The sequence below is a fragment of the Rhodococcus sp. JG-3 genome (assembly GCF_000482405.1).
Taxonomy (GTDB): domain Bacteria; phylum Actinomycetota; class Actinomycetes; order Mycobacteriales; family Mycobacteriaceae; genus Rhodococcoides; species Rhodococcoides fascians.
The window spans coordinates 1915130-1937561 of sequence record NZ_KI519398.1; the positions used below are offsets into that span (position 1 = coordinate 1915130).

25 protein-coding genes are annotated in these 22432 nt (G+C 65.5%); 13 read left to right on the forward strand and 12 right to left on the reverse strand.

Annotated elements, in window-relative coordinates:
* Positions 1 to 43 precede the first annotated feature (43 nt).
* Positions 44 to 472 (forward strand): MarR family transcriptional regulator, encoded by a 429-nt coding sequence (locus K414_RS0110495; protein ID WP_027495905.1) that lies wholly within the window; start codon positions 44 to 46, stop codon positions 470 to 472.
* A 57-nt stretch (positions 473 to 529) separates the two neighbouring features.
* Positions 530 to 1801 carry an MFS transporter gene (locus K414_RS26630; protein ID WP_037219106.1) on the forward strand — a complete coding sequence of 424 codons (1272 nt, stop codon included), beginning with the start codon at positions 530 to 532 and terminating at the stop codon, positions 1799 to 1801.
* Between the two features lie 5 nt (positions 1802 to 1806).
* Here K414_RS26630 and K414_RS0110505 read toward each other — a convergent pair whose 3' ends face one another.
* The 5 genes from K414_RS0110505 to K414_RS0110525 are packed head-to-tail and all read right to left on the reverse strand — an operon-like array spanning position 1807 to position 5526.
* Entirely contained in the window at positions 1807 to 2412 is a 606-nt protein-coding gene (locus K414_RS0110505) for a response regulator transcription factor (protein ID WP_027495906.1), read from the reverse strand.
* Positions 2409 to 3545, reverse strand: a complete 1137-nt coding sequence (locus tag K414_RS0110510; RefSeq protein ID WP_027495907.1) for a histidine kinase — start codon at positions 3543 to 3545, stop codon at positions 2409 to 2411. Before K414_RS0110510 ends, K414_RS0110505 begins: the two co-directional genes overlap by 4 nt.
* Before the next feature lie 36 nt (positions 3546 to 3581).
* Positions 3582 to 4355: an ABC transporter permease gene (locus K414_RS0110515; RefSeq protein ID WP_027495908.1), complete on the reverse strand. Its 774-nt coding sequence runs from the start codon at positions 4353 to 4355 to the stop codon at positions 3582 to 3584.
* The gene (locus K414_RS0110520) at positions 4352 to 5302 is read right to left on the reverse strand and encodes an ABC transporter ATP-binding protein (RefSeq protein ID WP_027495909.1); all 951 of its coding nucleotides are present in this window, start codon (positions 5300 to 5302) and stop codon (positions 4352 to 4354) included. The genes K414_RS0110515 and K414_RS0110520 overlap by 4 nt, the downstream gene beginning before the upstream one ends.
* Positions 5299 to 5526, reverse strand: coding sequence for a hypothetical protein (locus K414_RS0110525; protein WP_027495910.1), 228 nt, complete (start codon positions 5524 to 5526; stop codon positions 5299 to 5301). Before K414_RS0110525 ends, K414_RS0110520 begins: the two co-directional genes overlap by 4 nt.
* A gap of 167 nt (positions 5527 to 5693) precedes the next feature.
* On the opposite strand from K414_RS0110525, the gene K414_RS0110530 reads away from it, so the two are divergent.
* From K414_RS0110530 to K414_RS0110540, 3 genes are read left to right on the forward strand one after another with little or no spacing between them, the layout of a single operon-like run.
* Positions 5694 to 6248, forward strand: a complete 555-nt coding sequence (locus K414_RS0110530; protein WP_027495911.1) for a CcdC protein domain-containing protein — start codon at positions 5694 to 5696, stop codon at positions 6246 to 6248.
* Positions 6245 to 7363 carry a histidine kinase gene (locus K414_RS0110535; RefSeq protein ID WP_027495912.1) on the forward strand — a complete coding sequence of 373 codons (1119 nt, stop codon included), beginning with the start codon at positions 6245 to 6247 and terminating at the stop codon, positions 7361 to 7363. Before K414_RS0110530 ends, K414_RS0110535 begins: the two co-directional genes overlap by 4 nt.
* A gap of 21 nt (positions 7364 to 7384) precedes the next feature.
* The gene (locus tag K414_RS0110540) at positions 7385 to 8032 is read left to right on the forward strand and encodes a response regulator transcription factor (RefSeq protein WP_027495913.1); all 648 of its coding nucleotides are present in this window, start codon (positions 7385 to 7387) and stop codon (positions 8030 to 8032) included.
* Positions 8033 to 8036: 4 nt separating this feature from the next.
* Here K414_RS0110540 and K414_RS0110545 read toward each other — a convergent pair whose 3' ends face one another.
* A complete protein-coding gene (locus K414_RS0110545) occupies positions 8037 to 9236 on the reverse strand; it encodes a GNAT family N-acetyltransferase (protein ID WP_027495914.1) in 1200 nt (399 codons plus the stop codon).
* Between the two features lie 75 nt (positions 9237 to 9311).
* Between K414_RS0110545 and K414_RS0110550 the strand changes: the two genes are divergently transcribed.
* Together K414_RS0110550 and K414_RS0110555 are read left to right on the forward strand one after the other, a co-directional pair.
* Positions 9312 to 10115, forward strand: a complete 804-nt coding sequence (locus K414_RS0110550) for an RNA methyltransferase (protein WP_027495915.1) — start codon at positions 9312 to 9314, stop codon at positions 10113 to 10115.
* On the forward strand, positions 10112 to 10375 hold the full coding sequence (locus K414_RS0110555; protein WP_027495916.1) for a DUF2537 domain-containing protein: 264 nt from the start codon (positions 10112 to 10114) through the stop codon (positions 10373 to 10375). Before K414_RS0110550 ends, K414_RS0110555 begins: the two co-directional genes overlap by 4 nt.
* Positions 10376 to 10467: 92 nt before the next feature.
* Here K414_RS0110555 and K414_RS0110560 read toward each other — a convergent pair whose 3' ends face one another.
* From K414_RS0110560 to K414_RS0110580, 5 genes are all read right to left on the reverse strand, one after another.
* A complete protein-coding gene (locus K414_RS0110560; protein WP_094716694.1) occupies positions 10468 to 11235 on the reverse strand; it encodes a hypothetical protein in 768 nt (255 codons plus the stop codon).
* 63 nt (positions 11236 to 11298) lie between these two features.
* A complete protein-coding gene (gene sepH / locus K414_RS0110565) occupies positions 11299 to 12198 on the reverse strand; it encodes a septation protein SepH (protein WP_027495918.1) in 900 nt (299 codons plus the stop codon).
* Positions 12199 to 12309: 111 nt separating this feature from the next.
* Entirely contained in the window at positions 12310 to 12981 is a 672-nt protein-coding gene (locus K414_RS0110570; RefSeq protein WP_027495919.1) for a rhomboid-like protein, read from the reverse strand.
* Between the two features lie 91 nt (positions 12982 to 13072).
* A complete protein-coding gene (serC, locus tag K414_RS0110575; protein ID WP_027495920.1) occupies positions 13073 to 14194 on the reverse strand; it encodes a phosphoserine transaminase in 1122 nt (373 codons plus the stop codon).
* A gap of 69 nt (positions 14195 to 14263) precedes the next feature.
* Positions 14264 to 15382 (reverse strand): citrate synthase 2, encoded by a 1119-nt coding sequence (locus K414_RS0110580; RefSeq protein WP_027495921.1) that lies wholly within the window; start codon positions 15380 to 15382, stop codon positions 14264 to 14266.
* A 104-nt stretch (positions 15383 to 15486) separates the two neighbouring features.
* Here K414_RS0110580 and pdxH point away from each other — a divergent pair, with 104 nt between their 5' ends.
* The 5 genes from pdxH to K414_RS0110605 all read left to right on the forward strand — a co-directional run bounded on the left by pdxH (position 15487) and on the right by K414_RS0110605 (position 20712).
* Positions 15487 to 16134, forward strand: a complete 648-nt coding sequence (pdxH, locus tag K414_RS0110585; RefSeq protein ID WP_081701577.1) for a pyridoxamine 5'-phosphate oxidase — start codon at positions 15487 to 15489, stop codon at positions 16132 to 16134.
* Between the two features lie 5 nt (positions 16135 to 16139).
* Positions 16140 to 17462, forward strand: coding sequence for an MFS transporter (locus K414_RS26635; RefSeq protein ID WP_051365345.1), 1323 nt, complete (start codon positions 16140 to 16142; stop codon positions 17460 to 17462).
* Positions 17446 to 18375 carry an aldose 1-epimerase family protein gene (locus K414_RS0110595; protein ID WP_027495923.1) on the forward strand — a complete coding sequence of 310 codons (930 nt, stop codon included), beginning with the start codon at positions 17446 to 17448 and terminating at the stop codon, positions 18373 to 18375. Before K414_RS26635 ends, K414_RS0110595 begins: the two co-directional genes overlap by 17 nt.
* A complete protein-coding gene (locus tag K414_RS0110600; RefSeq protein ID WP_027495924.1) occupies positions 18372 to 19343 on the forward strand; it encodes a carbohydrate kinase in 972 nt (323 codons plus the stop codon). The genes K414_RS0110595 and K414_RS0110600 overlap by 4 nt, the downstream gene beginning before the upstream one ends.
* Before the next feature lie 70 nt (positions 19344 to 19413).
* Positions 19414 to 20712 carry a citrate synthase gene (locus K414_RS0110605; protein WP_027495925.1) on the forward strand — a complete coding sequence of 433 codons (1299 nt, stop codon included), beginning with the start codon at positions 19414 to 19416 and terminating at the stop codon, positions 20710 to 20712.
* Between the two features lie 199 nt (positions 20713 to 20911).
* On the opposite strand, the gene K414_RS0110610 is transcribed toward K414_RS0110605, so the two are convergent.
* On the reverse strand, positions 20912 to 21529 hold the full coding sequence (locus K414_RS0110610) for a TetR/AcrR family transcriptional regulator (RefSeq protein WP_027495926.1): 618 nt from the start codon (positions 21527 to 21529) through the stop codon (positions 20912 to 20914).
* A gap of 47 nt (positions 21530 to 21576) precedes the next feature.
* On the opposite strand from K414_RS0110610, the gene K414_RS0110615 reads away from it, so the two are divergent.
* Entirely contained in the window at positions 21577 to 22404 is an 828-nt protein-coding gene (locus tag K414_RS0110615) for an alpha/beta hydrolase (RefSeq protein WP_027495927.1), read from the forward strand.
* Positions 22405 to 22432: the final 28 nt, after the last annotated feature.

Below are 22432 nucleotides of genomic sequence, written 5' to 3' on the forward strand. Positions count from 1 at the left end.
GGTACCAGGGCGTATTCTCTGCGCTGTGACGTCGGGAAACAGTGTGAAAGACAATCGGGAATTGGCAAGCGACCTGTCGCTTGCGGTGGTGAGGTTGACTCGTCACCTTCGAGGTAGGCGAGTGGACTCGCAAGTGTCGCTCACTCAGCTGTCGGCTCTGGCCACGCTGAGTAGGGAGGGCGACATGACGCCTGGCGCGTTGGCGGCTCGGGAGCGGGTCCAGCCCCCGTCGATGACGCGGGTGATCGCGTCGTTGGCCGAGCTGGGTCTGGTGGAGCGCACGCCGCATCCCACCGATGGCCGTCAGGTGATCGTGTCGTTGTCGGCGGCCGGCAAGGAACTGATCGCGGACGAGGCGAGTGCTCGCGAGGCGTGGATGACCGCACAGCTGGCAGGCCTCGGACCCGAGCAGCTCGCGACGCTGCGAGATGCGGTGAGCATCATCAGCGCATTGGTCAGCGACTCCGAGTAGTTACCTAGGTTTATTATTTGACCTGTGGCTCCAGTTTCACGTACGTCCGGCGCGACGATGTTCGCTGCTCTGAAGACTCGCAACTACCGATTGTGGGCGTCGGGGCAGATCGTCTCGCTGGTCGGAACGTGGATGCAGCGGGTGGCCCAGGACTGGCTCGTGCTGACGCTCTCCGGCGGCAACGGCTTCGCCGTCGGCATCGTCATGGCCCTGCAATTCGGGCCGACGCTGTTTCTGTCGGTGTGGGGCGGAGTACTCGCAGACCGGTACGACAAGCGCAAACTCCTCATGATCACCCAGGTGTTCGCCGCAGTCTGCGGTCTGGTGCTGGGTGTGCTCGATGTCGGCAACATGGTCGAGCTCTGGCACGTCTATGTCATCGCCTTCATCCTCGGCTGCTCGTCCGCCATCGACGCGCCGGTGCGGCAATCGTTCACCATCGAGATGGTAGGCAAGGAAACTCTGTCCAACGCGATCGCGTTGAACTCGATGACGTTCAACATGGCGCGGATCGTCGGGCCTGCGGTGTCGGGAGTGCTCATCACCCTCGTCGGTACCGGCTGGGTGTTCCTGATCAACGCGGTGTCGTTCGCCGCGGTGTTCGGTGCCCTCCTGGCGATGAACGTCGGTCAACTCTTCCGTGTCGAACCGGCACCGCGCGCCAAAGGGCAGGTACGGGAGGGCTTTCGCTACGTCTGGGGGCGGGGAGACCTACGAGTGTTGCTGGCGACGGTGTTCATGGTCTCGACGTTCGGTCTCAATTTTCCGCTGAGTCTGTCGGTGCTGGCGCGCAACACGTTCGGCAGCGGAGCCGACGCATACGGGTTGCTGTCGACCACCCTCGCGGTCGGCACGCTCGCGGGAGCGACCCTGGCGGCCCGGCGCGCCACCGCCCCTCGATTGCGGCTCTTCATCGGTGCGGTCATCGCGTTCGGTCTGTTCGAGCTACTCGTGGGATTGATGCCCAATTACGTTCTCGTGGCAGTGCTGTTGGTGCCCACCGGCGCATTGACGCTGACGTTCACGACGTCGGCGATGAACATTCTGCAAATGTCGGTGCCGTCCGACATGCGCGGCCGCGTGATGGGCATCTACATGCTGTGCTTCCTGGGCGGAACTCCGCTGGGCAGCCCGGTGCTCGGCTGGCTCGCCGACGCCCTCGACCCACGCGCACCGCTCCTGTTCGGCGGTGTCATCTCATTGGCGACGGGACTCTTCGCTGCCGTGTATCTGCTGCGGCACAACAACTTGCGGATCACCGTGGTGCCGCCCGCCGACGGTCATCGGCTGCCCACACTCGATACCGTAGCCGCGACCGCCAAGGTGTGAGGCGTTCAGATCCAGCCGTGGCGTCGGGCCAGTGCGCAGGCCTCGTGCCGGTTCGCCGCTCCGAGTTTCGCCGCTGCCGCAGACAGATAGTTGCGGGTGGTCCCAGGCGACAGATGCGCACGCTGTGCGATCTCCGCTATCGATGCGCCGTCGGCGGCGAACTCGAGCACATCGGCTTCCCGCGGTGTGAGCGGTGAGTCCCCGGCCCCGATGGCTTCCGCGGCGAGCGTCGGGTCGACGTAGCGCCCGCCGCCGTGCACGGTGCGCACCACCTCGGCCAGGGTGGCGGCGGAGGTGGTCTTGGGGAGGAACCCGCGCACGCCGGCTTCGAGCGCCTTCTTCAGGTAGCCCGGCCGACCGTGGCTGGTGACGATGATCGACGCGCAGGTGGGCAGTGTCTCGGCAATTTTCTGCGCCGTCTCGATGCCGTCGATCCCGCCCATCTGCAGGTCCAGCACTGCCACGTCGGGTGCGAGGGCCGCGGCAACCGTCAGGGCCTTCTCGCCCGAATCGGCCTGTCCGACGATCTCGATGTCGTCCTCCAGATCCAGCATTGTCGCCAGCGCCGATCGAATCAGGTTCTCGTCGTCGGCCAGTAGAACTCGAATCATGGTGTGGTCCTCGGGTTCTGGGGCGATGTGGGCAACACTGCGATGAGGGTGAATTTCTCGGTTGTCTGTTCCGTGCGCAGTTCCCCTCCGACCGCGACCAAGCGTTCCCGCAGGCCGCTCAGACCCGTGCCGTCGTTGCGGCCGTTCGGCGCACCGGGGTGGTCGTTGGTCAGTCGAATACTGCTGTCGGTCAGTTCGATTCGGCAATAGGTGGCCGCGGAGTGACGCAGTATGTTCGTCACGCCTTCACGAACCACCCAGGCGGCCGCCTCGGCCGCGCGCTCGGACAGTGCCGAGGTCTCGCCGGTGAGCTCGGTGGATATCCCGGCCGCCGACAGGAGCGAGCGGGCACCGTCGAGTTCGCCTGCGACATCCACCGATCGATAGCCGCGCACCAGCTTTCGGGCGTCGGTCATCGATTCCTGCGCCAACGCGCGCACCTCGTCCATCTGCGTCGCGGCGCGGTCGTCACCCCGACGGGCCAGCGTTGCGGCAAGTTCGCTCTTGACCGCGATGGCCGAGAGCGCGCGTCCGACGACGTCGTGCAGATCGCGCGAGAACCTCAGGCGCTCCTCGGCGACGGAGAGAGCTGCGGCTGCGTCGCGGGTGGCGTCGAGTTCGGTCACGATGCGCAGCAGCCACGCCGACAGTTGCACGGTGAAGGCCATGAAAGCGATGAAGACGCCGAGTATTACCGTTTCCAGCGCCGGGGTTCCCACGGCCGCGGCAATCGCGGCGGCGGCCACGGCTGCCGCGAGAGACCAGCGCAATCGAATCAGGGTCGCGACCGCGGTGGTGACGAGTACCGCGGCCCAGAGTGCATTGCTCGTCGTCCCTCCGGCAACCAGCACCACAGCGGCGACGGCCGTGATCGCCAACGGGATTCGAGGGTTGGCCGTCGACTCGCCGCCGAGTGCCGGGGTGCGCTGAACGACCACGAAAGCGGCGGCGGCACACACCGCTGCCGCCACCGTCGATCGATAGTCGTCGTACTGAAGCGTCGTCAGCATCGCGCCGACGGCGACACCGACGGTGATCAGCAGGAACGATTGGCGGGTGTAGACGCGTACCTTCTCCACTGCACTGCTGTCGTTCCAGCCGTGCAGTGGATTGAGGTACTCGTACAGCTTCATGATCTCCAGCCTTGCAGACGGGCGACGACAGTGCGATCAGGACCGCGGTTCCCAGCGGAAGTGGGTGCGGGCGATCAGCAGGCTGCCGAGAATCCAGGCCAGCATCACCGCCGCCGGCATGGCGGCCTCGCCGAAGGTGGCGGCGAACCCGACCGACGCGTCGCCGGGGTTGGTGGTACCGAACCAGCCCAGATTCAACAGGTCCGACACCGCGGCCATGGGAGTCAGCTCGACGACTCGGCTCAGTGAATCCGGGAAAACGTCGCGCAGCATGGCCGAGCCGGCCATCGCGATCAGAATGACCGGCAGGCTGGTGATCTGCGCTGCTTCCGCATTACGGGTGAAGGCAGACGTGATCAACGCCAGTGCGGCGAACAGTGCCGCGCCGCCGAGGAGGGCAACAGCGACGAGCAGGACGTTGGTGGGAATGGGCCCACCGAAGGCCAGCACTACAGCTCCGACGATCAAGCCCAGTACGACGGTGAGGACGAACGAGGGGACCGCCGGCCCCAGCAGAATCTGAATGTCCGAGCTTTCGCCGGTGCGAAGTCGCTTGAGTACCAACTCGTCTCGACGTGTGGCGTAGATCGAGAGCATGTTGTAGTAGACCATGAACACCAGCAGGAACAGCGCGAAGAACTCGAGTGCCGCTCCCACGCCCACGTCGGTCAATCCGTCGTCGCCCCGACTGCTGATGATCAGCATGACCACCGGTAGCACGAGAGGTATGACGGTCGCGTTGAACAGTAGTACTCGGTTGCGTCCGAGCAGTGTGAATTCTGCTCGCGACAGGGCGGTCATCGTGCTCATGCGCTCATCACCTCGGTCTTGTCATCGGCTGGTTCGTCGATTGGGGAATTCTCGAATTCGTCTGCGATGGAGAGGAACACGGTTTCGAGCGATGCCGCGCGGGCGTCCAGTCCGTGCAGGGTCACCCCGTTGTTCCGAGCCCACAGCAGCAGATCGGTCAACGTCTCCTGAACCGAGGACGTCTGGATCGAGACCGTCTCTCCCGAGACGTCCATGGATGTGCCCGGCAGCGACGGCAGTGCCGTTCCGGGGGCCTTCAGTTCGATCTTCGCAGGATGGTCGGCGACCACCTCGTCCACGGTGCCACTGCGAACGACTCTGCCGCGGTGCATGATCGCGAGTCGATCGCACAGCGATTCGGCCTCGTCGAGGTAGTGCGTCGTCAACATGATCGTGACGCCGGAGTTCTTCAGTTCCTGGATCAACCGCCATGTGTTGCGGCGACTTTCGGGGTCGAGACCGGTGGTCGGCTCGTCCAGGAACAAGATGCGTGGACGGCTGATGATCGCGCATGCCAGGTCCAGCCTGCGCTGCTCGCCGCCGGACAGGAATTTGACCCGCGTATCGGCACGGTCGGCCAGGTCCACGCGACCGAGCACCTCCGCCACCGGCAGCGGATGGCTGCAGGTGCCGGCCCACATCCGAAGACTCTCGGCGGTGGTCAGATCCTGAGGCAGTCCGCCCTTCTGCAGCATGATTCCCAGAGCAGGCCGGACCTTGCGGCGATCGGCCACCGGATCCATTCCCATGATCCGCACCGTGCCCTTGCTGGGTCGCGAAAGGCCCTGAATCACTTCGAGAGTGGATGTCTTGCCCGCACCGTTGGTGCCCAGTAGGCCGAACAGCTCACCCTCCGCGACATGGAGATCGAGAGCCTGGACGGCCTCGTAGGCGTTCTTGCCCGATCCGTACCGGCGCGTCATCCCGTCGACGTCGATGATGGTCATGATTGCGTCCCCCAATGGCGCAGTCCGATGACGAACCGGACACCCATGAAGGCCACGATGACGCCCAGTGCGACGAACGCCGGAACGGACGGCCCCACAATCGCGAACAACACGGCGATGATCGCGATGCTGATGACGATGACGACGATCTCACGCGCCATCGTCGGAGCAGGCCCGAGCTCCATCAGATCGGTGAACAGATTTCCTTCGTCTGGTTGCTTCATGACTACGATCCTGCTGCGCGTCGAGCCCCGAAAACAGTGCAGCGCATCATGACCTGAGGTGACAGCGTCACGGTCCAGCCATGACAAACGTCATGCGCGCGTGTCTCCACCCGATCTCCACCCGTGGGTCGATGTGCCCCCACCGCGATCTTCGTAGCGTTGCTGCCATGAACATTGCAACGATTGCTCTCGTAGTCCTTCTGGTCGGATACCTGCTGGTGCGGCGCATGACCGGCCAGCTCATGGAAGCTCGGCGCATGCTGGTGCTTCCGGCGATCCTCGCCGTCGCCGGACTGGCGTCACTGAATTCGACGGCGCTCTCGGCCACGGCGATCGGGTTCTTGCTCCTCGGCTGTGTCGTCGGAGCCGTGTTCGGGGTGGTCCGCGGCTACACCGTCCGGATCGCCGAGCGGGACGGAGCGGCATGGATGCGTTACTCGTTGGCGTCGGTCGGCCTGTGGGTGGCCGCGATCGCGGTGCGCCTCCTCCTCGTGCCGGTGGAGAATGTCGTGGATCCGGCAGCAGCGTCGGTCGCCGGGCAGGCCACCATGTTGGCCGTGGGGGTCGGATTCCTCGCCGAGTCGGTCGTGGTGCTCTACCGAGCCATGCATTCCGAGGCCACCATCGTGTGGCGAGCCGACAAGTCCGGCAACCACACGTTGTCGCCTACGCTGGCCGACATGCACAGTCGGGTTCGCGAAGGACGGGCGAAGATTCGGTGACGTCGGCACCCACGCCGGACGTACGGTTACCCGCACTCGACAGCTTCCGGCTGTCGAGTCGGCCGTATGTCACGGCCGTCGTCGTCGTGGCGGCGTTCGCGACGTCGGATCTGCACGATCCGCTCGTGCTCACGCTGCTCGTCGTCAACAGTCTCGTACTGGCGGCCTCGACGGTGTCGCGACGGTCGACCGGTCTCCGGCTCTCGCTCGCCGGGGCCGGCATCGCACTGGTCGCCTCCGCCGCGATTCTTCCTCTGGGCGGAACCGGGGTCGCAGCAGCGTTTCCGTTCCTGTTCGCCGGACATGCCGGGTGGCGGTTCAAGCCGTCGATTGCGTTTCCGTATGCGGTGTCGCTCAGCGTGGCGTGCGCGTGCGCGCTGTGGATCGCCGATCACCGCGGTGTCGACGGGTGGCCATGGGCCGCCGGTCTTTTCGCCGGGTGGCCGGTACTGATCGGGTATTCACGACGCAGTCGTCTGGACGCACTGCGCAATGCCCGGCGCGCCACCGACGCCGAATTGCGCGAGCATGCCCTGGCCGAGCGGGCCCGTATCGCACGCGACATCCACGACGTTCTCGCGCATTCGCTGTCCGGGGTCAACATGCAGCTCGAAGTCGCCGACGCGTTGCTCGACGCCGGTCGCGCCGACGAGGCCAGAGCCGCGGTGGGCAAGGCGCAGAGCCTGGTTCGCGAGGGCCTCACCGAAACCCGCAGGGCCGTGCAGACTTTGCGTCAGGACGTGCTGCCCCTGGTGCCGACCATGGCCGCTCTGGTGGATGCGGACGGAAACTTCCGGGTCGAGGGCGAGGCTGCCGATCTCGATACGCCGCAGTCACAGTTCCTGGTTCGGTGCGCGCAGGAGGCGCTGACCAATGCCCGTACTCATGCTCCCGGAGCGGCAGTCGACGTAGTGCTTCGCTTCGCGGCAGAACAAGTGGAGCTCTCCGTGACCAACGGCCCGGCCCAGTCGCCGCCGAAACCGGTCGACAGTACCGGAATGGGATTGGTCGGCATGCGCGAGCGCGCCGCACTGGTCGGCGGGTCGATCGCGGCGGGTCAGGACGGGCGGGGTTGGACGGTCCGTGCCACAGTTGCTGTGCCGCAACCACACTGAAGACGACACGAAGGTGAGGGTATGAGCATTCGGATAGTGATCGCCGACGATCAGGCGTCGGTGCGCGAGGCGCTGGCGACCATGCTCGATCTGATCGACGACATCACCGTCGTCTCGACCGCGACGGACGGCGACAGCGCGGTCGCCGCAGTGCAGGCCGCGATGAGTACCGAATCCCTCGATGTCGTGCTGATGGACCTGCGGATGCCGGGCACCGACGGGATAGAGGCGACCCGAATACTGAAGGGGCTCTTCCCCGATCTACCCGTGGTGGTGTTGACGACCTTCTCCGACGAACGCTCGATACTCGATGCACTCGGTGCGGGCGCACGCGGATATCTCACCAAGGACGCCGGAAGGGTCGAGATAGCGGCGGCATTGCGGGCGGCGGCAGCCGGGCAGTCCGTACTGAACCCGGAGGTACAGGCTCGGCTGCTCGGAGCCGTCGAGCACTCCCGTCCGCCCGAGATCCCAGCTGGTTTGACCCCGCGTGAGGTCGAGGTCCTACGCGCGATCGCGGCCGGCCTGTCGAACCGCGAGATCGCTCAGCAGATGTTCGTCAGCGAGGCGACAGTCAAGACACACATCAACCATCTGTTCGCCAAAGCCCGACTGCGAGATCGGGCGCAGGCCGTGCACTTCGCCTTCACGCACGGGCTGGCAGGGTAGTCGCTCAGAAACCCCAACCCATGACGGCGGGACGCGCTGTTCCGAACGTCAGATCGAGTGCGTGCAGGGATTCTTCGTTGCGGGCGGTGAGGCGATTGGCCGCGGCGAACAATCGGGCACGGTGCGTTCCGAAGTAGATGCTGGCGAGCACATCGATGTCGAGTTCGATGTCCGGCTCGGATTCCACCCGCGTGCAGGTGGCTCTGCCGTTCGTGACGGTCAGCGAATAGGTACCGCCTGCGTCGAGGAAGGGATCCCGGACGGCGATGATCAGTGATGCGTCGAGGGCATAGGTGCGCGCCTCGAGGGCAGCCTCGACATGCATGATCCGGGCCCACAGAGCGTCGTGGTGAGCGGTGACCTTCGGCAGCCGGTTGTTGGTCAGCAGGAACGGCAGTGCCTCGTCGCGTGCCTGCCGTACCTCGATGGTGTCTACCAGGTCCACACCGACGAGGATCTGCCACAGCGCGGCGTAGGCGTCGTCGGTCACCGCGATGAATTCCTCCACCACCACCCGGCTCGGGTTGCGTCCGCGTCGGTAAGCGACGTACCCGTCGGGATGTACGACGAAGAACAGTGCGGTCAGTCCGCCGCGTCGGTTCTCGCGATCGGCGAAGAAGCGCTCCCAGCGGATCGGCGGCTTGGGCTGCGCGCCTGCGGTCTGCTGCTGCCACCGGTGGTAGATGTCCGGGAGCAGTTCGGTGGCCTCGGCCGATTCGATCAGCCGCACACCCGTCGCCGGGGGAGCGTCCTTGCGGAACTGCGCGAATCGACGGTCGATCGAGACGCTGATCTCCTCGGTCACCGGCCCATACCCGAAGCGTCCGTAGATCGTCGCCTCGCTGGCCGTCAGCAGTGACAGCGGCGCACCCGCGTCGTTCAGAGCGCGGTGCTGCTGGGTGAACATCGATCGCAGGATGCCGCGTCGGCGATGTGTCGGCGCGACGGACACCCAGGACACTCCCGATGCCTCGACCTGAGCTCCGCCGGGAACGGTCACCGACATCGGGAAGTGCATGGCCACACCGACCGGGGTCTCGCCGTCCCACGCCAGGTAGACGTGCTCGGACTTCGTCAGGATCTGCGTCTCGGCCAGGTCCTCGGCGTTCTGGTGCTCGCCGAAAGCATGGGCGTCGAGCAGCGCGACGGCATCCCAGTCGTCGTCGGTGGCGGTACGGATGGTGATCGATTCGTCGGTAGTCATCGCTCACAACTTTTCCATACCGGGGTGGTGGTTCGCCGAGGGACTGCCAGAAATGCCGGGTGAGAAGATGAGCAGGTGGTGCATGTAATCGACATCGACGATCCCCTCGACCCGCGGCTCGACGACTTCCGCGACCTCAATTCCTCGGACAGGCGCCCCGATCTGCCCGAGGGCAAAGGGTTGGTGATCGCGGAGGGCGTGCTCGTCGCGCAGCGCCTGCTGAGCTCGCGTTTTCCGATGATCAGCCTGCTCGGCGTGGATCGACGGCTCGACGCGTTGCGCGAGGACCTCGCCGATTCGGACGTTCCGTTCTATCGGACGTCGGCCGAGGTGATGGCCGAGGTCGTCGGCTTCCACCTCAATCGTGGTGTGTTGGCGGCGGCGAACAGGCCGCCGGCCCTCGATCTGGACGACGTGCTGGCGGGCGCGAGCACGGTGGCGATTCTGGAAGGCGTCAACGATCACGAGAATCTCGGGTCGATGTTCCGCAATGCGGCCGGTCTCGGGGTGGACGCGGTGTTGTTCGGTGCCGCCTGCGCCGATCCCCTGTACCGACGGTCTGTCCGGGTGTCGATGGGTCATGTGCTCCGAGTGCCGTTCGCGAAGGTGCCCGAGTGGCCTCGTGGCCTCGATCGGGTGCGGCGGCACGGTTTTCAGCTGATCTCGCTGACGCCGAACCCGGAGGCAGTGTCCTTGGCGACGGCGATGACGGGGGAGAAGGTCGCGTTGCTGCTCGGTGCCGAGGGGCCCGGTCTGACCGAACACGCCATGCGCGCCACCGACATTCGCGCTCGTATTCCGATGGCTCCCGGTACCGATTCGCTGAATGTCGCGACGGCCGCGGCGATGGGCTTCTACGAACGGGTGCGTCTGACGTGAAGGATCCGGACGTTCGCTGGACCGGTGTCCCGGTTGCCGTGATCGCGGCGATCCTCGTCGCGGTGGCACTGACGGCGTTCGGCCTGGAACTGGCCAGAGTTCATCCGCTGCTCGCGATCGGCCTCAACCTCGTCGTCGTGGCAGGCGCAGCCCCGACGGTCATGCGGTGGTTCGGCGTTCCGGTATGGCGTTGGGCCGTGTACGGAGCGAGCGCCGGTGCGCTTCTGAGTTTCGTGGCCCTGGCGGCTCTGGCGTTCTGAGCCGGCCCGGGCAGGGGTGCGCACTACCGGCGACGATCGGCGGAATCCCGTCGATTGCCGGTCGTTGTGTGCAACGGTGCCCACCCGAGCCACTATTTGCGGGAGAACCAGCGCTTCTTCGGTCGCGGTGCGGGCTCGGCCGAGTCCGCTGCGGGTGCATTCTGGACCGGCACGTTCTGCGGCCGCGGCTCTTGGCCCGGTACGTACATGGTGAAACCGCAGACAGGCAGCGCATTCGGGTCGAGCTCGCCGGGCTTCGGGGCACCGGTGTAGCGGAAGCCGAGCCATTCGGCGTTGGCGGCTTCGGCGAATTCCTGGGGGTGGAACGGCAGTGACTGCGGATCCGGCATCACTCCGGGCGGATAGATCAGCGGGTGGTCACCGGCCCAGAACGGACGCTCCCACACCAGAGGCAGCCCGACGTCTTCGTAGATGTAGACGGGGGTGGCGCTGAACGAGCGTCGGAATTCACCGCGCTCCCAGTAGGCGAACGCACCCCAGGCATGCTCGGGGTCCGAGGCGACGAGGTAGGTGTGCTCGGAGGCCAGTGGGCGGGTGACGGATTCGGGAAGGGTCGACGGCGTGGGCACCGACAAGTTGGATCCGCAGACGACGGTGACGCCGGGGTAGCACCCGATGAACACGTGATCGTCGTCCACACCCGCCGAAGTCGAGATGGGTCCCTGCTCGAGGGGGACGGCCGTGAGATGGGGGTAGAGCCGTCCGACGAGCGCACTGGCGGCGTTCCAGTCGGAGGTGGTGGCTTCTCGCAGTACCGATATGGGATCCGGTGCGTCCACGTACCAGATCGTTGATGCTTTGGCCCCCACTACCGGCACCTCTCTCTCCGTGACTTCCATCGAAGCCTACGGTGTGGGTGTCGGCACTCCGACATCGCGCGGCACATCGGTCACACGAAGAACTCAGTTGTGACCGCTGCTGCGCACACCGAGCAGGACGTCTTCCCACGATGGCATGGCCGGCTTGCCACGCTTGTCCTTGCCGCTGGTGTGACCGGCGGCAGGCTTGGGTGCGGGCCTGGGCTCCCTCGCCACCGGTTCGCGCGGCTGCTCGGGCTCGGGAGTCGGCGCATCGTCCACCTCGACGTCGATGGTCTCGGCGTCGATCTCGCTGTCGGCGGTGGTGCCGTAGTACTCGTCGAAACTGTGCTGCGAGGTCTCGTCGTCGGAGTCCTCGGCGGAGGCAAGTGCACGTACCGGGGCCAGGCCGCGGAGTTGACGTCCGAAGTCCGGGTCGATCAGTTCGCGTGCGGTGTCGTCGAGTGGTGCGATGGTGCCGCCGTGACCGTCGGGCAAGAACTGCCAGTGCGCTTTGTTGGTGGTGCGCCCTGCCTGCCACTTCAGCTGGGCGACCCACTTGTTGTCCTCGTCGCGCCAGGCGTCCCACGCCGCGTCGTCGAGGTTGTGTCCGCGAGCGCGGAAGGCGAGGGTGACGATGTCGAGCAGGGTCTGCACAGCCGGGCCGTCGTGCCGCAGCGGATGTCCGGCCTGGGCCATCGACGCTGCCTGCGAACGCTCGAGCAGTACGGGGTGCGCGAACACCTCGACTCGGCTGATGGCCATTCCGGAATCTGCGGCGACCTGTTCGATGGTCGCGCCGCTGCGGATACGGGCCTGGATTTCCTTCGGCCGGAGCAAACTGTCCATTTCGATCTCAATCTGTCCTAGTCGAGCGATGTCTCCGCGTGAGGCTGCGCGGAGTTTGTCGTCGGCTGGAAGCCGGAATCTGTCGCCGGTTTTGGGATCTGCGCATACGACGAACTTTCCGTCGGCCTCGAGACCCACCACACGTAAGTCTCGCACCTTGACCTCCTCATCGCGCCGGCTCGCGATACCGTCGAATTCGAGCCTAGTTCACCTACCGTATTCGGCGGGTGTCCGACACGCCTCGCGGCGGTGGCGTCGGTTTCTTTCTCAGAGAGTAGACAGCTGCGCGCTCGGTTGCACCCGATCGGCCGAAGTCGAGTCGATTCGATTGCGGGACAACGGCATTGCGTCTCGGCGAAGAAAGAACACGCCGAGTCCGAGTCCGATGGTCAGCGCCAGGGCGTGGCCGGCAGCGGTGAACGAGGGATCCGTGATGGCTCCGGCGGCGACAACGGCGATCCACAATGCGCCCCACACTGCGCGCCACGGCATCGTCAGGTATCGAATCAAGGACCCCGCCACCGCAGCTGCGGCATAACTGACCCCGACGTCGACGGCTACGGCCAGCGAGTCGGCAAACCAGTCGACGTGGATGCCGACGAACAACCCGACAGCCACCAGTGCCGTCGCGCCGATGTGCCCGGCGGAGAACGTGAGCAGAAACCGGCGCCACCCCGAGACCCACTCGGCGACGGCGAACAGGATGGCGACCGAGGCGAGCCACCACCAATCGGGCCGGCCTTCGGTGAGGAAGGCGCTGGTGACGAGCGTGGCGAGATGACCGTCGGTGAGATTGTGCAGGTTGGTGCTCGCGGCGTGCAGCACATGCCAACGATCGTGCGGCCCGATCTGCCCGAGAGTGACGGTTCCTGCGGCTGTGAGCAGGCAGTACACGAGCGTCACCCGCAGTCGTAGAACAACGGAGAGGAGCCTGGACATACGAACGCTCCCTCCGAGGTCGTTACGCTTGCGTAATTTATAGCAAGTGTAGGCCTCGGAGGGAGCGCTGTAGCTGTGAGTTGGCTGCCGACTAGCTCAGCGTGGACACGACCCAGTCGATGCTCTTCGTCAGTGCGGTGATGTCGTCCGGCTCGATGGCCGGGAACATACCGACACGCAGCTGGTTGCGGCCGAGCTTGCGGTACGGCTCGGTGTCGACGACGCCGTTGGCGCGCAGGATCTTGGCGACCTGGGCCGCGTCGACCTTCTCGTCGAAATCGATCGTGCCGACGACCTGGCTGCGGTGATCCGGGTTCGTCACGAACGGCGTTGCGAATTCACTGTTCTCGGCCCAGTCGTACAGGCGTGAGGACGAGTCCGCAGTCCGCTTCGTGGCCCAATCCAGGCCGCCCTTGCTGTTGAGCCACTCGATCTGGTCTGCGAAGAGCAGAAGCGTCGCCACTGCGGGGGTGTTGTAGGTCTGGTCCTTGCTGCTGTTGTCGACGGCGATCGGCAACGACAGGAAGTCCGGAACCCACCGGCCACTGGAGGCGATCTCGTCGACGCGGGCGAGCGCAGCCGGGCTCATCAGCGCGACCCACAGGCCACCGTCGGCGGCGAAGCATTTCTGCGGAGCGAAGTAGTAGACGTCGGAATCGGCGACGTTCACCGGCAGTCCGCCGGCACCGGAGGTGGCGTCGATCGCGATGAGGGCGTTCTCCGAGCCGGCCGGACGGCTGACCGGGATGGCCACGCCCGTCGAGGTCTCGTTGTGGGCCCAACCGATGAGGTCCACGGACGGATCCGACGTGGGCTCGGGCGCGCTGCCGGGCTCTGCCTTGACGACGATCGGATCGCCGATGAACGGGTTGTTCTTGGCCACCGAGGCGAACTTCGAGCTGAACTCACCGTTGGTCAGGTGCAGCGACTTCTCCCGGATGAGACCGAACGCAGCGGCATCCCAGAACGCGGTGGTACCACCGTTGCCGAGCACGACCTCGTAGCCCTCGGGGAGCGAGAACAGGTCTTTCAGACCACTGCGTACGCGACCGACGACGTCCTTGACGGGCTTCTGCCGGTGGCTGGTGCCGAACACGGACGCACCGACGTCGACCAGGGACTGCAGCTGCTCGGGGCGAACCTTGGACGGGCCGCAACCGAAGCGTCCGTCGGCGGGAAGAAGATCGGCGGGAATGATCGGCAAATCGGCCATGGAGTAGCGCGTCCTAGCGTCGATGGAATATGGCCTCCACAGGCTAGTCGGGTGTCATGACACCGTCGACTACCGGATCAGGTCCCAGCCGTCGACGGAGTCGGGGGTGCGCGGTTCGGGGCCGGTGTAGAGGGCAGCCGGGCGCACCAACTTGCCCAGGCGCTTCTGCTCGAGAATGTGAGCACACCAGCCGGCGGTACGCCCGCAGGTGAACATTGCGGGCATCATGTGCGCGGGCACCTCGGCGAAGTCGAGGATCACGGCGGCCCAGAACTCGACGTTGGTCTCGATGGCTCGATCGGGGCGGCGTTCGCGCAGTTCCGTCAACGCGGCTTGTTCGAGCGCGGCGGCAACCTCGTAGCGCGGAGCGTTCAGGCGCTTGGCGGTGGCGCGCAGCACGCGGGCTCGGGGGTCCTCGGCGCGGTACACGCGGTGCCCGAAGCCCATGAGCTTCTCCTTGCGGTCGAGGATCCCGGTGATCAGCGCACGGGCGTCGCCGGTCTTCTCGACTTCTTCGATCATGGGCAGTACGCGGGCCGGCGCGCCGCCGTGCAGCGGGCCGGACATCGCGCCGATGGCACCGGAGAGACATGCTGCGACGTCGGCTCCGGTGGAGGCGATGACTCGGGCGGTGAACGTCGACGCATTCATGCCGTGTTCGGCGGCCGACACCCAGTAGGCGTCGATGGCGGCGACGTGGGCGGGGTCGGGCTCGCCCTTCCAGCGGACCATGAAGCGCTCGGTCACGGTGGCCGCCTGATCGATGCGGCTCTGGGGCACAGCGGGCTGGTAGATGCCGCGAGCGGACTGCGCGACGTAGGACAGCGCCATCACCGAGGCGCGGGCCAGGTTGTCGCGGGCGGTGCTGTCGTCGATGTCGAGTACCGGCTGATACCCCCAGATGGGAGCGAGCATCGCCAGGCCTGCTTGCACGTCGACGCGAACGTCACCGGTGTGGATGGGCAGGGGGAAAGGCTCGGCCGGTGGCAGGCCGCGGCCGAATTCGCCGTCGACCAACAGTGCCCACACGTCGCCGAAGGTGACGCCCTGTGCAACGAGTTCTTCGATGTCGACTCCGCGGTAACGCAGTGCGCCGCCGTCCTTGTCGGGTTCGGCGATGTCGGAGGTGAAGGCGACCACACCTTCGAGACCGGGAACGAAATCTTCGGGAACGTGTTGAACAGCCATGGTCTGTGGACTCCCTCGTCGCGACTGCGCCCGGCTCTGCGCCGCATCCGGGCGTGCTTGCGGAAACCATAGCGAGCTTTTACGCGGGAGTAGCGTCTGGGTTCGTGTCTGCAGACGAACAGCGCCTGGCCACCATGCGAGTGGACTACGGCGAGCCCAAGGATCTCGACGTCGACGCCCTGAGCGACGGCTGGTTGCCACTGGCCCGGCAGTGGCTCTCGGACGCCGTTGCCGCGAATCTGCCCGAGCCCAACGCGATCGTGCTCGGCACGGTCGACGCTGCCGGTAGGCCCGCGACCCGCACCGTCCTGTGCAAGGACCTCGACGCCGAGGGCGTGGTGTTCTACACCAACTACGACTCGGACAAGGGCCGCGCACTGGCGTCGACGCCGTACGCGTCCATCACCTTTCCGTGGATCGGCATCGCCCGTCAGCTCACCGTCCGCGGACCGGTCACCAGAGTCGACCGCGACACCACCGAGGCGTACTGGCGGACGCGACCGCGCGGCTCGCAGCTGGGCGCATGGGCGTCGGAGCAATCGCGAACCGTCGTGTCTCGCGACGCCCTCGCCGCGCAACTGGCCGAGGTCACCGCGACGTTCGACGGACGCGAGGTGCCGGTACCGCCGAACTGGGGCGGCATCCGCGTCGAACCGGAGGTCGTCGAATTCTGGCAGGGTCGAACCAGCCGGATGCACAACAGAATTCGAGTGATGCCGGCGAGCGGTGTGATCGTGCGACTGCAACCGTGAGCGGGCTGCGCGGCATCCTGGCCGACACGACCCCGCTGAAGACTCCCGCATATCGCCGCCTGTGGCTGGCGAACATCGTCACCGTCATCGGCGCGCAGCTCTCGATCGTCGCTGTGCCGCAACAGGTTTATCAGATCACCCTGAGCTCGGCCTACGTCGGCTTGACGGGCGTGTTCGCTCTGGTGCCCCTCATCGTGTTCGGGCTGTGGGGCGGGGCGCTCGCCGACGTGATGGACCGCCGAACCTTGTTGATGATCACTACGTTCGGCCTGATCGGAACGTCGGCACTGTTCTGGTTGCAGGCGTTCCTGCAACTGAACAACGTGTGGATCGTGTTGGTGCTGTTGGCAGTTCAGCAGGCCTTCTTCGCCGTCAATCAGCCGACCCGCAGTGCGATACTGCCGCGAATCCTGCCCGCGGGGCAGTTGCCCGCCGCGAACTCTCTGAACATGACGGTGATGAACTTCGGTGCCATCGCCGGTCCGCTCAGTGCAGGCATCCTCATCTACTACATCGGACTGGAGACGCTCTACCTGATCGACACCATCGCACTGTTCGCCACGCTGTGGGCGGTGATCAGGCTGCCGGGCATTCCGCCGGCCAAGTCCGGTCAACGCGCCGGATTACGTTCGGTGTTCGAGGGTTTCGCGTACCTCGCGACCCAGAAGGTGCTGCTGGCGTCCTTCGTCGTCGACATCATCGCCATGGTGTTCGGGATGCCACGGGCGCTGTTCCCGCAGATCGCCCACGACAGTTTCGGGGACCCGGCCTCGGGTGGGCCCGTGCTCGGCATGCTGTTCGCGGCGATGTCCGCGGGAGCGGTGCTCGGTGGAGTGTTCTCCGGTTGGCTACCGCGCGTGCAGCGTCAAGGACTTGCGGTGTTGATCTGCATCGTCGTCTGGGGCGTGGCGATGATCGGATTCGGGCTCGCCGTCGGTGCGGCGACCGACGGAGCGACGACGGTTGCCCTGTGGTTCGCACTGGCGTTTCTGGCGCTCGGTGGAGGTGCCGACATGATCTCGGCGGCGTTCCGCAGCACGATGCTGCAGACGGTGGCGACCGACGAGATGCGCGGCCGACTGCAAGGCGTCTTCATCGTCGTCGTCGCGGGAGGGCCCCGGATCGGCGATGTTCTGCACGGCGCGGCAGCGGCCTCGGTGGGGACGGCCGCGGCCGCCGCAGGAGGTGGTGTGCTGGTGGTCATCGGTGTCTCGATCGCAGCCCTCGCGCTACCGGCATTCATTCGCTACCGAGTGGGCGCAATCGTCGGTAGCAAGACGGTGGACGACACCGTCGTGGACAATGGCTCGCATGGCTCCCACAGTTGAGGCGCAGACGTATTCGTTGACGAGCGGCAAGTATCGCGCCGACGTCGCTGCTGTCGGAGCGGGCCTGCGGGTCCTCGAATACGACGGCTCACCGCTCACCGAAACGTGGGAGGCGGGCACCAAGCCGCCGCTGTCGGCGGGACTGGTGTTGGCCCCGTGGCCCAATCGAACGGCCGACGGAACGTTCACGTTCGAAGGCGTCGAACATCGGTTGGAGGTCACCGAACCGGCCCGCAACAACGCAAGCCACGGTTTCGTCCGACGGGTGGAGTGGACTCTCGACGAGCACACCGAGTCTCGCGTCGAGCAGAGCGTCGACATCGGTACGCACGAGGGTTGGCCGTTCTCGTTGCGATTGACGGTGGCACACGAGCTGTCCGACGACGGTCTGACGGTGACCGCGTCGGCGACGAACACGGGCGAATCGGCTGCGCCGTACGGGATGGGATTCCATACCTACGTGCGTGTGGGGGACGTACCCCTCGACGAATGCACGCTCGAACTGTCCGCGGGTACGCGGCTACCGCTCGATCCGGTACGCAATCTGCCTGTAGGACTTTCGGTTCCGACGGCCGATACCGAGTACGACTTTCGGCAGCCTCGGAACCTCGAGGGCGTGCAGCTCGACACTCCGTTCAGTGCCTCGGTGCCGGACGTGGACGGACGCGCGAAGCACACACTGCGTGGCCCCGACGGCACCGCGACGGTGCTGTGGACCGACAGCAACTTCGGGTGGGTGCAGGTGTTCACCGCCGATCCCGCCAACGATCAGGCGTACCCGGATCGGGGACGTGCGTTGGCGATCGAACCGATGACCTGCCCGCCCGACGCGTTGAATTCCGAGATCGATCTGATCGTGCTCGACCCGGGTCAGACCTGGTCCGGCAGCTGGGGAATGGAGTACGAGAAGTGACGATTCTGGTGTGCGGCGAAGCATTGGTGGATCTGGTGCCGGTGCACGAGGGGCCGCTGCTCTCACCGAAACTCGGCGGCGGGCCGTTCAACGTCGCCATCTCGATCGGTCGGTTGGGGTCGCCGGTTGCCTATCTCTCCCGCATCTCTCGCGACTCGTTCGGTGAGCAGATCCTGGCGAGTCTGCGCGATGCCGGTGTCGACATCTCGTGGGTGCAGCGCGGTGACGAGCCGACGACGTTGGCGATGACGACCCTCGCCGAGGACGGCAGCGCCGAGTACTCGTTCTACGCCGATGGCACGGCCGATCGACTCGTCGCCGATCCCGGTGATCTGCCCGACGAGATCAGCGTTCTGTCCTTCGGCACGTTGTCGTTGCTGTACGAGCCCGGCGCGTCGGTGTACGCCGAACTGCTGCATCGAGCTCGGGCCGCGGGCAAGCTGACGATGCTCGACCCCAATATTCGCCCGGCCGCCATCGACAGCACCAGCGGCGACATCACCGCCGACGGATTCCGCGATCGCTTTCGCTCGTGGTTGCCGAGCATCGACATTCTCAAGGTGTCCGAGGACGACTCGCACTGGCTGGGACTGGGCACCCAGGGCACCACCGTCGACGACTGGCTCGCCGCCGGGGTGACCGCGGTGGTGATGACCCGCGGCGGGGACGGAATCTCGGTGTTCACCGCGTCCGGAGAGACGACGGCCACGGGAGTGACAGCAGCCGAGGAGGTGTCGGTACCGGGCGTTGCCGTCGACGTCGTCGACACGATCGGCGCTGGTGACACCGTGCACGGCGCACTGTTGAGCTACCTGGAAAAAGAGACCATTATCACATCGAAAGCGGTACAGGAGATGACCGGGGAGGATTGGCGGCAAGCTCTTTCGTTCGCTGCCACGGCAGCCGCGATCACGGTTTCACGACCCGGTGCCGACCCTCCCTGGGCGTCCGAGGCACCGAGAGACTAGTTTCACTAGCGACGTTAGAACTGTCCGTTTTAAGTACGTGTCCGTTACACGAGTTCGAGAGGGACCATTCGTGCCCGCTGAGAATGATGCCAAAGCCACCCTCACCTACCCCGGTGGCGAATATTCCATGTCGATTGCCGAGGCCAGTGAAGGCAACAACGGTATCGAGCTGGGAAAGCTGCTGGCGACCACCGGCTACACGACGTTGGACGGCGGGTTCGTCAACACCGCGTCCACCAAGTCGGCCATCACGTACATCGACGGTGACGCGGGGATCCTGCGCTACCGCGGTTACCCGATCGAACAGCTTGCGGGCAAGTCGTCGTTCATCGAGGTCAGCTACCTGTTGATCTACGGGGAGCTGCCGTCCGAGGACGAGCTCGAGACGTTCACCGACCGCATCCGTCGCCACACGTTGCTGCACGAGGACCTCAAGCGTTTCTTCGACGGCTTCCCGCGCAACGCCCACCCGATGCCGGTGCTGTCGAGCGCGGTCAACGCACTGTCGGCGTACTACCAGGATTCGCTCGAGCCGAACGATCCCGAGCAGGTCGAGCTCTCCACCATCCGTCTGCTGGCCAAGCTGCCGACCATCGCGGCGTACGCCTACAAGAAGTCGGTCGGTCAGCCGTTCCTCTACCCGGACAACTCGAAGAGCCTGGTCGAGAACTTCCTGCGCATGACGTTCGGCTTCCCCGCCGAGCCGTACGAGGTCGATCCCGAGATCGTCAAGGCACTCGACATGCTGCTCATCCTGCACGCCGACCACGAGCAGAACTGCTCGACGTCGACGGTCCGCCTCGTCGGATCCTCGCAGGCCAACCTCTTCACCTCGATCTCCGGCGGCATCAACGCGCTGTGGGGTCCGCTGCACGGCGGTGCCAACCAGGCCGTGCTCGAGATGCTCGACAAGATCAAGGCCGAGGGCGGCGACGCCACGGACTTCCTGCGTCGGGTGAAGAACAAGGAAGACGGCGTCAAGCTCATGGGCTTCGGACACCGGGTGTACAAGAACTTCGATCCGCGCGCGACGCTGGTCAAGGAAACCGCACACACGATCCTGGGCAAGCTGGGCAACGGCGACGAACTGCTCGAGATCGCCCTCAAGCTCGAAGAGACCGCACTCACCGACGACTACTTCGTCGAGCGCAAGCTGTACCCCAACGTCGACTTCTACACCGGCCTGATCTACCGCGCGATGGGCTTCCCGCCGCGCATGTTCACGGTGTTGTTCGCGATGGGTCGTCTCCCGGGCTGGATCGCGCACTGGCGCGAGCAGAACGAGGACACCACCGGCAAGATCGGCCGTCCGCGCCAGATCTACACCGGCTACACCGAGCGCGACTACCAGGACGTCAGCTCCCGCTAGCTCTTGCTGCAGGACAACGCCGCCGGCTCCCCTCGGGAGTCGGCGGCGTTGTCGTTTACGGCCTGCGTATCCCGCCGAGTTCGCAGTTACGCAGGTGATATGGCCACTCTTGGCTGCACAACTGCGATCTCGCTGCGTGACGGGGCTTGGTGTCCCGGCGAACTCGAAGTTATGGACGAGATTCGGCCGGAATCCATCCCTAACTTCGAGTTCGCGGCTGCAGTTCTGTTCGAGCGTGCGCGATGAACCACTGCTCCCATTGCTCGGAGGTCCATCCGCGCTCGCGGGTCAATCTCAGCCACACCGAGCGAGCCGTGAGCAACCACATGGCGTCGACGACGATGTCCGGCGGAGGACCGCCGAGAATCAGCCCTGCTGCCCAACGGTTCTCGTCCCATCGCGTTTTCTCGCGGACCGAGAGTCGCTGCGCAGCAACTGGATCCACTACTGCGGCCTCGTCCAGCACGTGTTGTATGGCCGCGGATCGCTCATGTGCCCCGCGGAGCCAGGCCGCGCCGGCGGCGAGTCGTTCCTCGAACGTTCCGGTGCCCATCTTCTCGTAGTCCGGCAACTGGCGGACGGGCGAGTCCAGGCCGTTCGAGAGCGCACTGTCGATGCATCCGTCCAGTAACGCGAGCTTGCCGTCGAATTGTTGGTAGACGGTCTGCCGGGTCAGACCGGCAGCCGACGCGACGTCGGCCATGGTGGTGGCGACCCATCCTCGACTCAGGAACATCGCATGTGCGGCGTCGGTCACTGCGGCGCGGTTGAGTCGAGCGCGCTCGGTACGCAGGTCCGACGAGTAAGTCCTGGCCATGAGACGCAGTCTAGACATAATTGAGATTACGCTGTGTAATGTTAAATATGAACGAGTACCACTTTCCTACTCGACTCGGTCGGTTACACGTCCGAGTGACGGGCACGGGACCGCCGGTTGTGCTGTGGCACAGCATGTTCGTCGACTCCTCGAGCTGGGATCGCGTCCTGCCGGAGCTGGCTGCAGCTCGGACTGTGCACCTGGTCGACGCCCCATCCTGTGGTTCGAGCGACCCGTTGAGCGAAGCCGCCGATATCTCGGCGTGTGCCGATGCCGCTGTCGAACTAGTGGAAGAGATGCAGCGCCGATGGGGATTCGGCAGCGTCGATTGGGTCGGAAATGCTTGGGGTGGTCATGTCGGTATGGAGGTGGCCGCGCGACGACCGGATTTGATCTCGACCCTCGTTGCGATCAGTGCGCCGACGCATCCCATCGACGAGCCGTTGCGTCGCAAGGTCCGCATGCTGCTGCCGCTGTATCATCTTGTCGGGCTTCGTGGCCCGGTGCGATCGGCCATCGAGGAAACCATTTTCACCGATCACTCCCGAGCTCACGACCCCGAGGCGGTGCAGTTGCTGCGCGACGCAATCGGGCGGGCGGGCCGTCGGGCGACCATCCTGGCCATCGAAACGGCGATTCTGAATCGAACGGACTTGAATTGGGCTGCACGGGCCTTGACGTGTCCGACCCTGTTCGTCACCACCGACGATCGTGGTGAATGGACGCCGGAGGAGGCCCGCGCCGTGGTCGCCACGATGGTCGATGCGCGCGAGGTCACCGTCAGCGGCGCGCGGGTGATACCGGCGTTGGAGCAGCCGGATCGACTGGCCGAGGTGGTCGACGAGTTCTGGTCCAGGCGCGCAGATCCTCGCTGAACTCGAAGTTATGGACGGATTTGGGCCA

Excerpts from the sequence above, each read along its gene's own strand:
- K414_RS26630 (WP_037219106.1), top strand. The coding sequence starts at position 530 with ATGTTCGCTGCTCTGAAGACTCGCAACTACCGATTGTGGGCGTCGGGG.
- K414_RS0110505 (WP_027495906.1), bottom strand. The coding sequence starts at position 2,412 with ATGATTCGAGTTCTACTGGCCGACGACGAGAACCTGATTCGATCGGCG.
- K414_RS0110510 (WP_027495907.1), bottom strand. The coding sequence starts at position 3,545 with ATGAAGCTGTACGAGTACCTCAATCCACTGCACGGCTGGAACGACAGC.
- K414_RS0110515 (WP_027495908.1), bottom strand. The coding sequence starts at position 4,355 with ATGAGCACGATGACCGCCCTGTCGCGAGCAGAATTCACACTGCTCGGA.
- K414_RS0110520 (WP_027495909.1), bottom strand. The coding sequence starts at position 5,302 with ATGACCATCATCGACGTCGACGGGATGACGCGCCGGTACGGATCGGGC.
- K414_RS0110525 (WP_027495910.1), bottom strand. The coding sequence starts at position 5,526 with ATGAAGCAACCAGACGAAGGAAATCTGTTCACCGATCTGATGGAGCTC.
- K414_RS0110530 (WP_027495911.1), top strand. The coding sequence starts at position 5,694 with ATGAACATTGCAACGATTGCTCTCGTAGTCCTTCTGGTCGGATACCTG.
- K414_RS0110540 (WP_027495913.1), top strand. The coding sequence starts at position 7,385 with ATGAGCATTCGGATAGTGATCGCCGACGATCAGGCGTCGGTGCGCGAG.
- K414_RS0110545 (WP_027495914.1), bottom strand. The coding sequence starts at position 9,236 with ATGACTACCGACGAATCGATCACCATCCGTACCGCCACCGACGACGAC.
- K414_RS0110560 (WP_094716694.1), bottom strand. The coding sequence starts at position 11,235 with ATGGAAGTCACGGAGAGAGAGGTGCCGGTAGTGGGGGCCAAAGCATCA.
- K414_RS0110570 (WP_027495919.1), bottom strand. The coding sequence starts at position 12,981 with ATGTCCAGGCTCCTCTCCGTTGTTCTACGACTGCGGGTGACGCTCGTG.
- serC (WP_027495920.1), bottom strand. The coding sequence starts at position 14,194 with ATGGCCGATTTGCCGATCATTCCCGCCGATCTTCTTCCCGCCGACGGA.
- K414_RS0110580 (WP_027495921.1), bottom strand. The coding sequence starts at position 15,382 with ATGGCTGTTCAACACGTTCCCGAAGATTTCGTTCCCGGTCTCGAAGGT.
- K414_RS0110595 (WP_027495923.1), top strand. The coding sequence starts at position 17,446 with ATGGCTCCCACAGTTGAGGCGCAGACGTATTCGTTGACGAGCGGCAAG.
- K414_RS0110610 (WP_027495926.1), bottom strand. The coding sequence starts at position 21,529 with ATGGCCAGGACTTACTCGTCGGACCTGCGTACCGAGCGCGCTCGACTC.
- K414_RS0110615 (WP_027495927.1), top strand. The coding sequence starts at position 21,577 with ATGAACGAGTACCACTTTCCTACTCGACTCGGTCGGTTACACGTCCGA.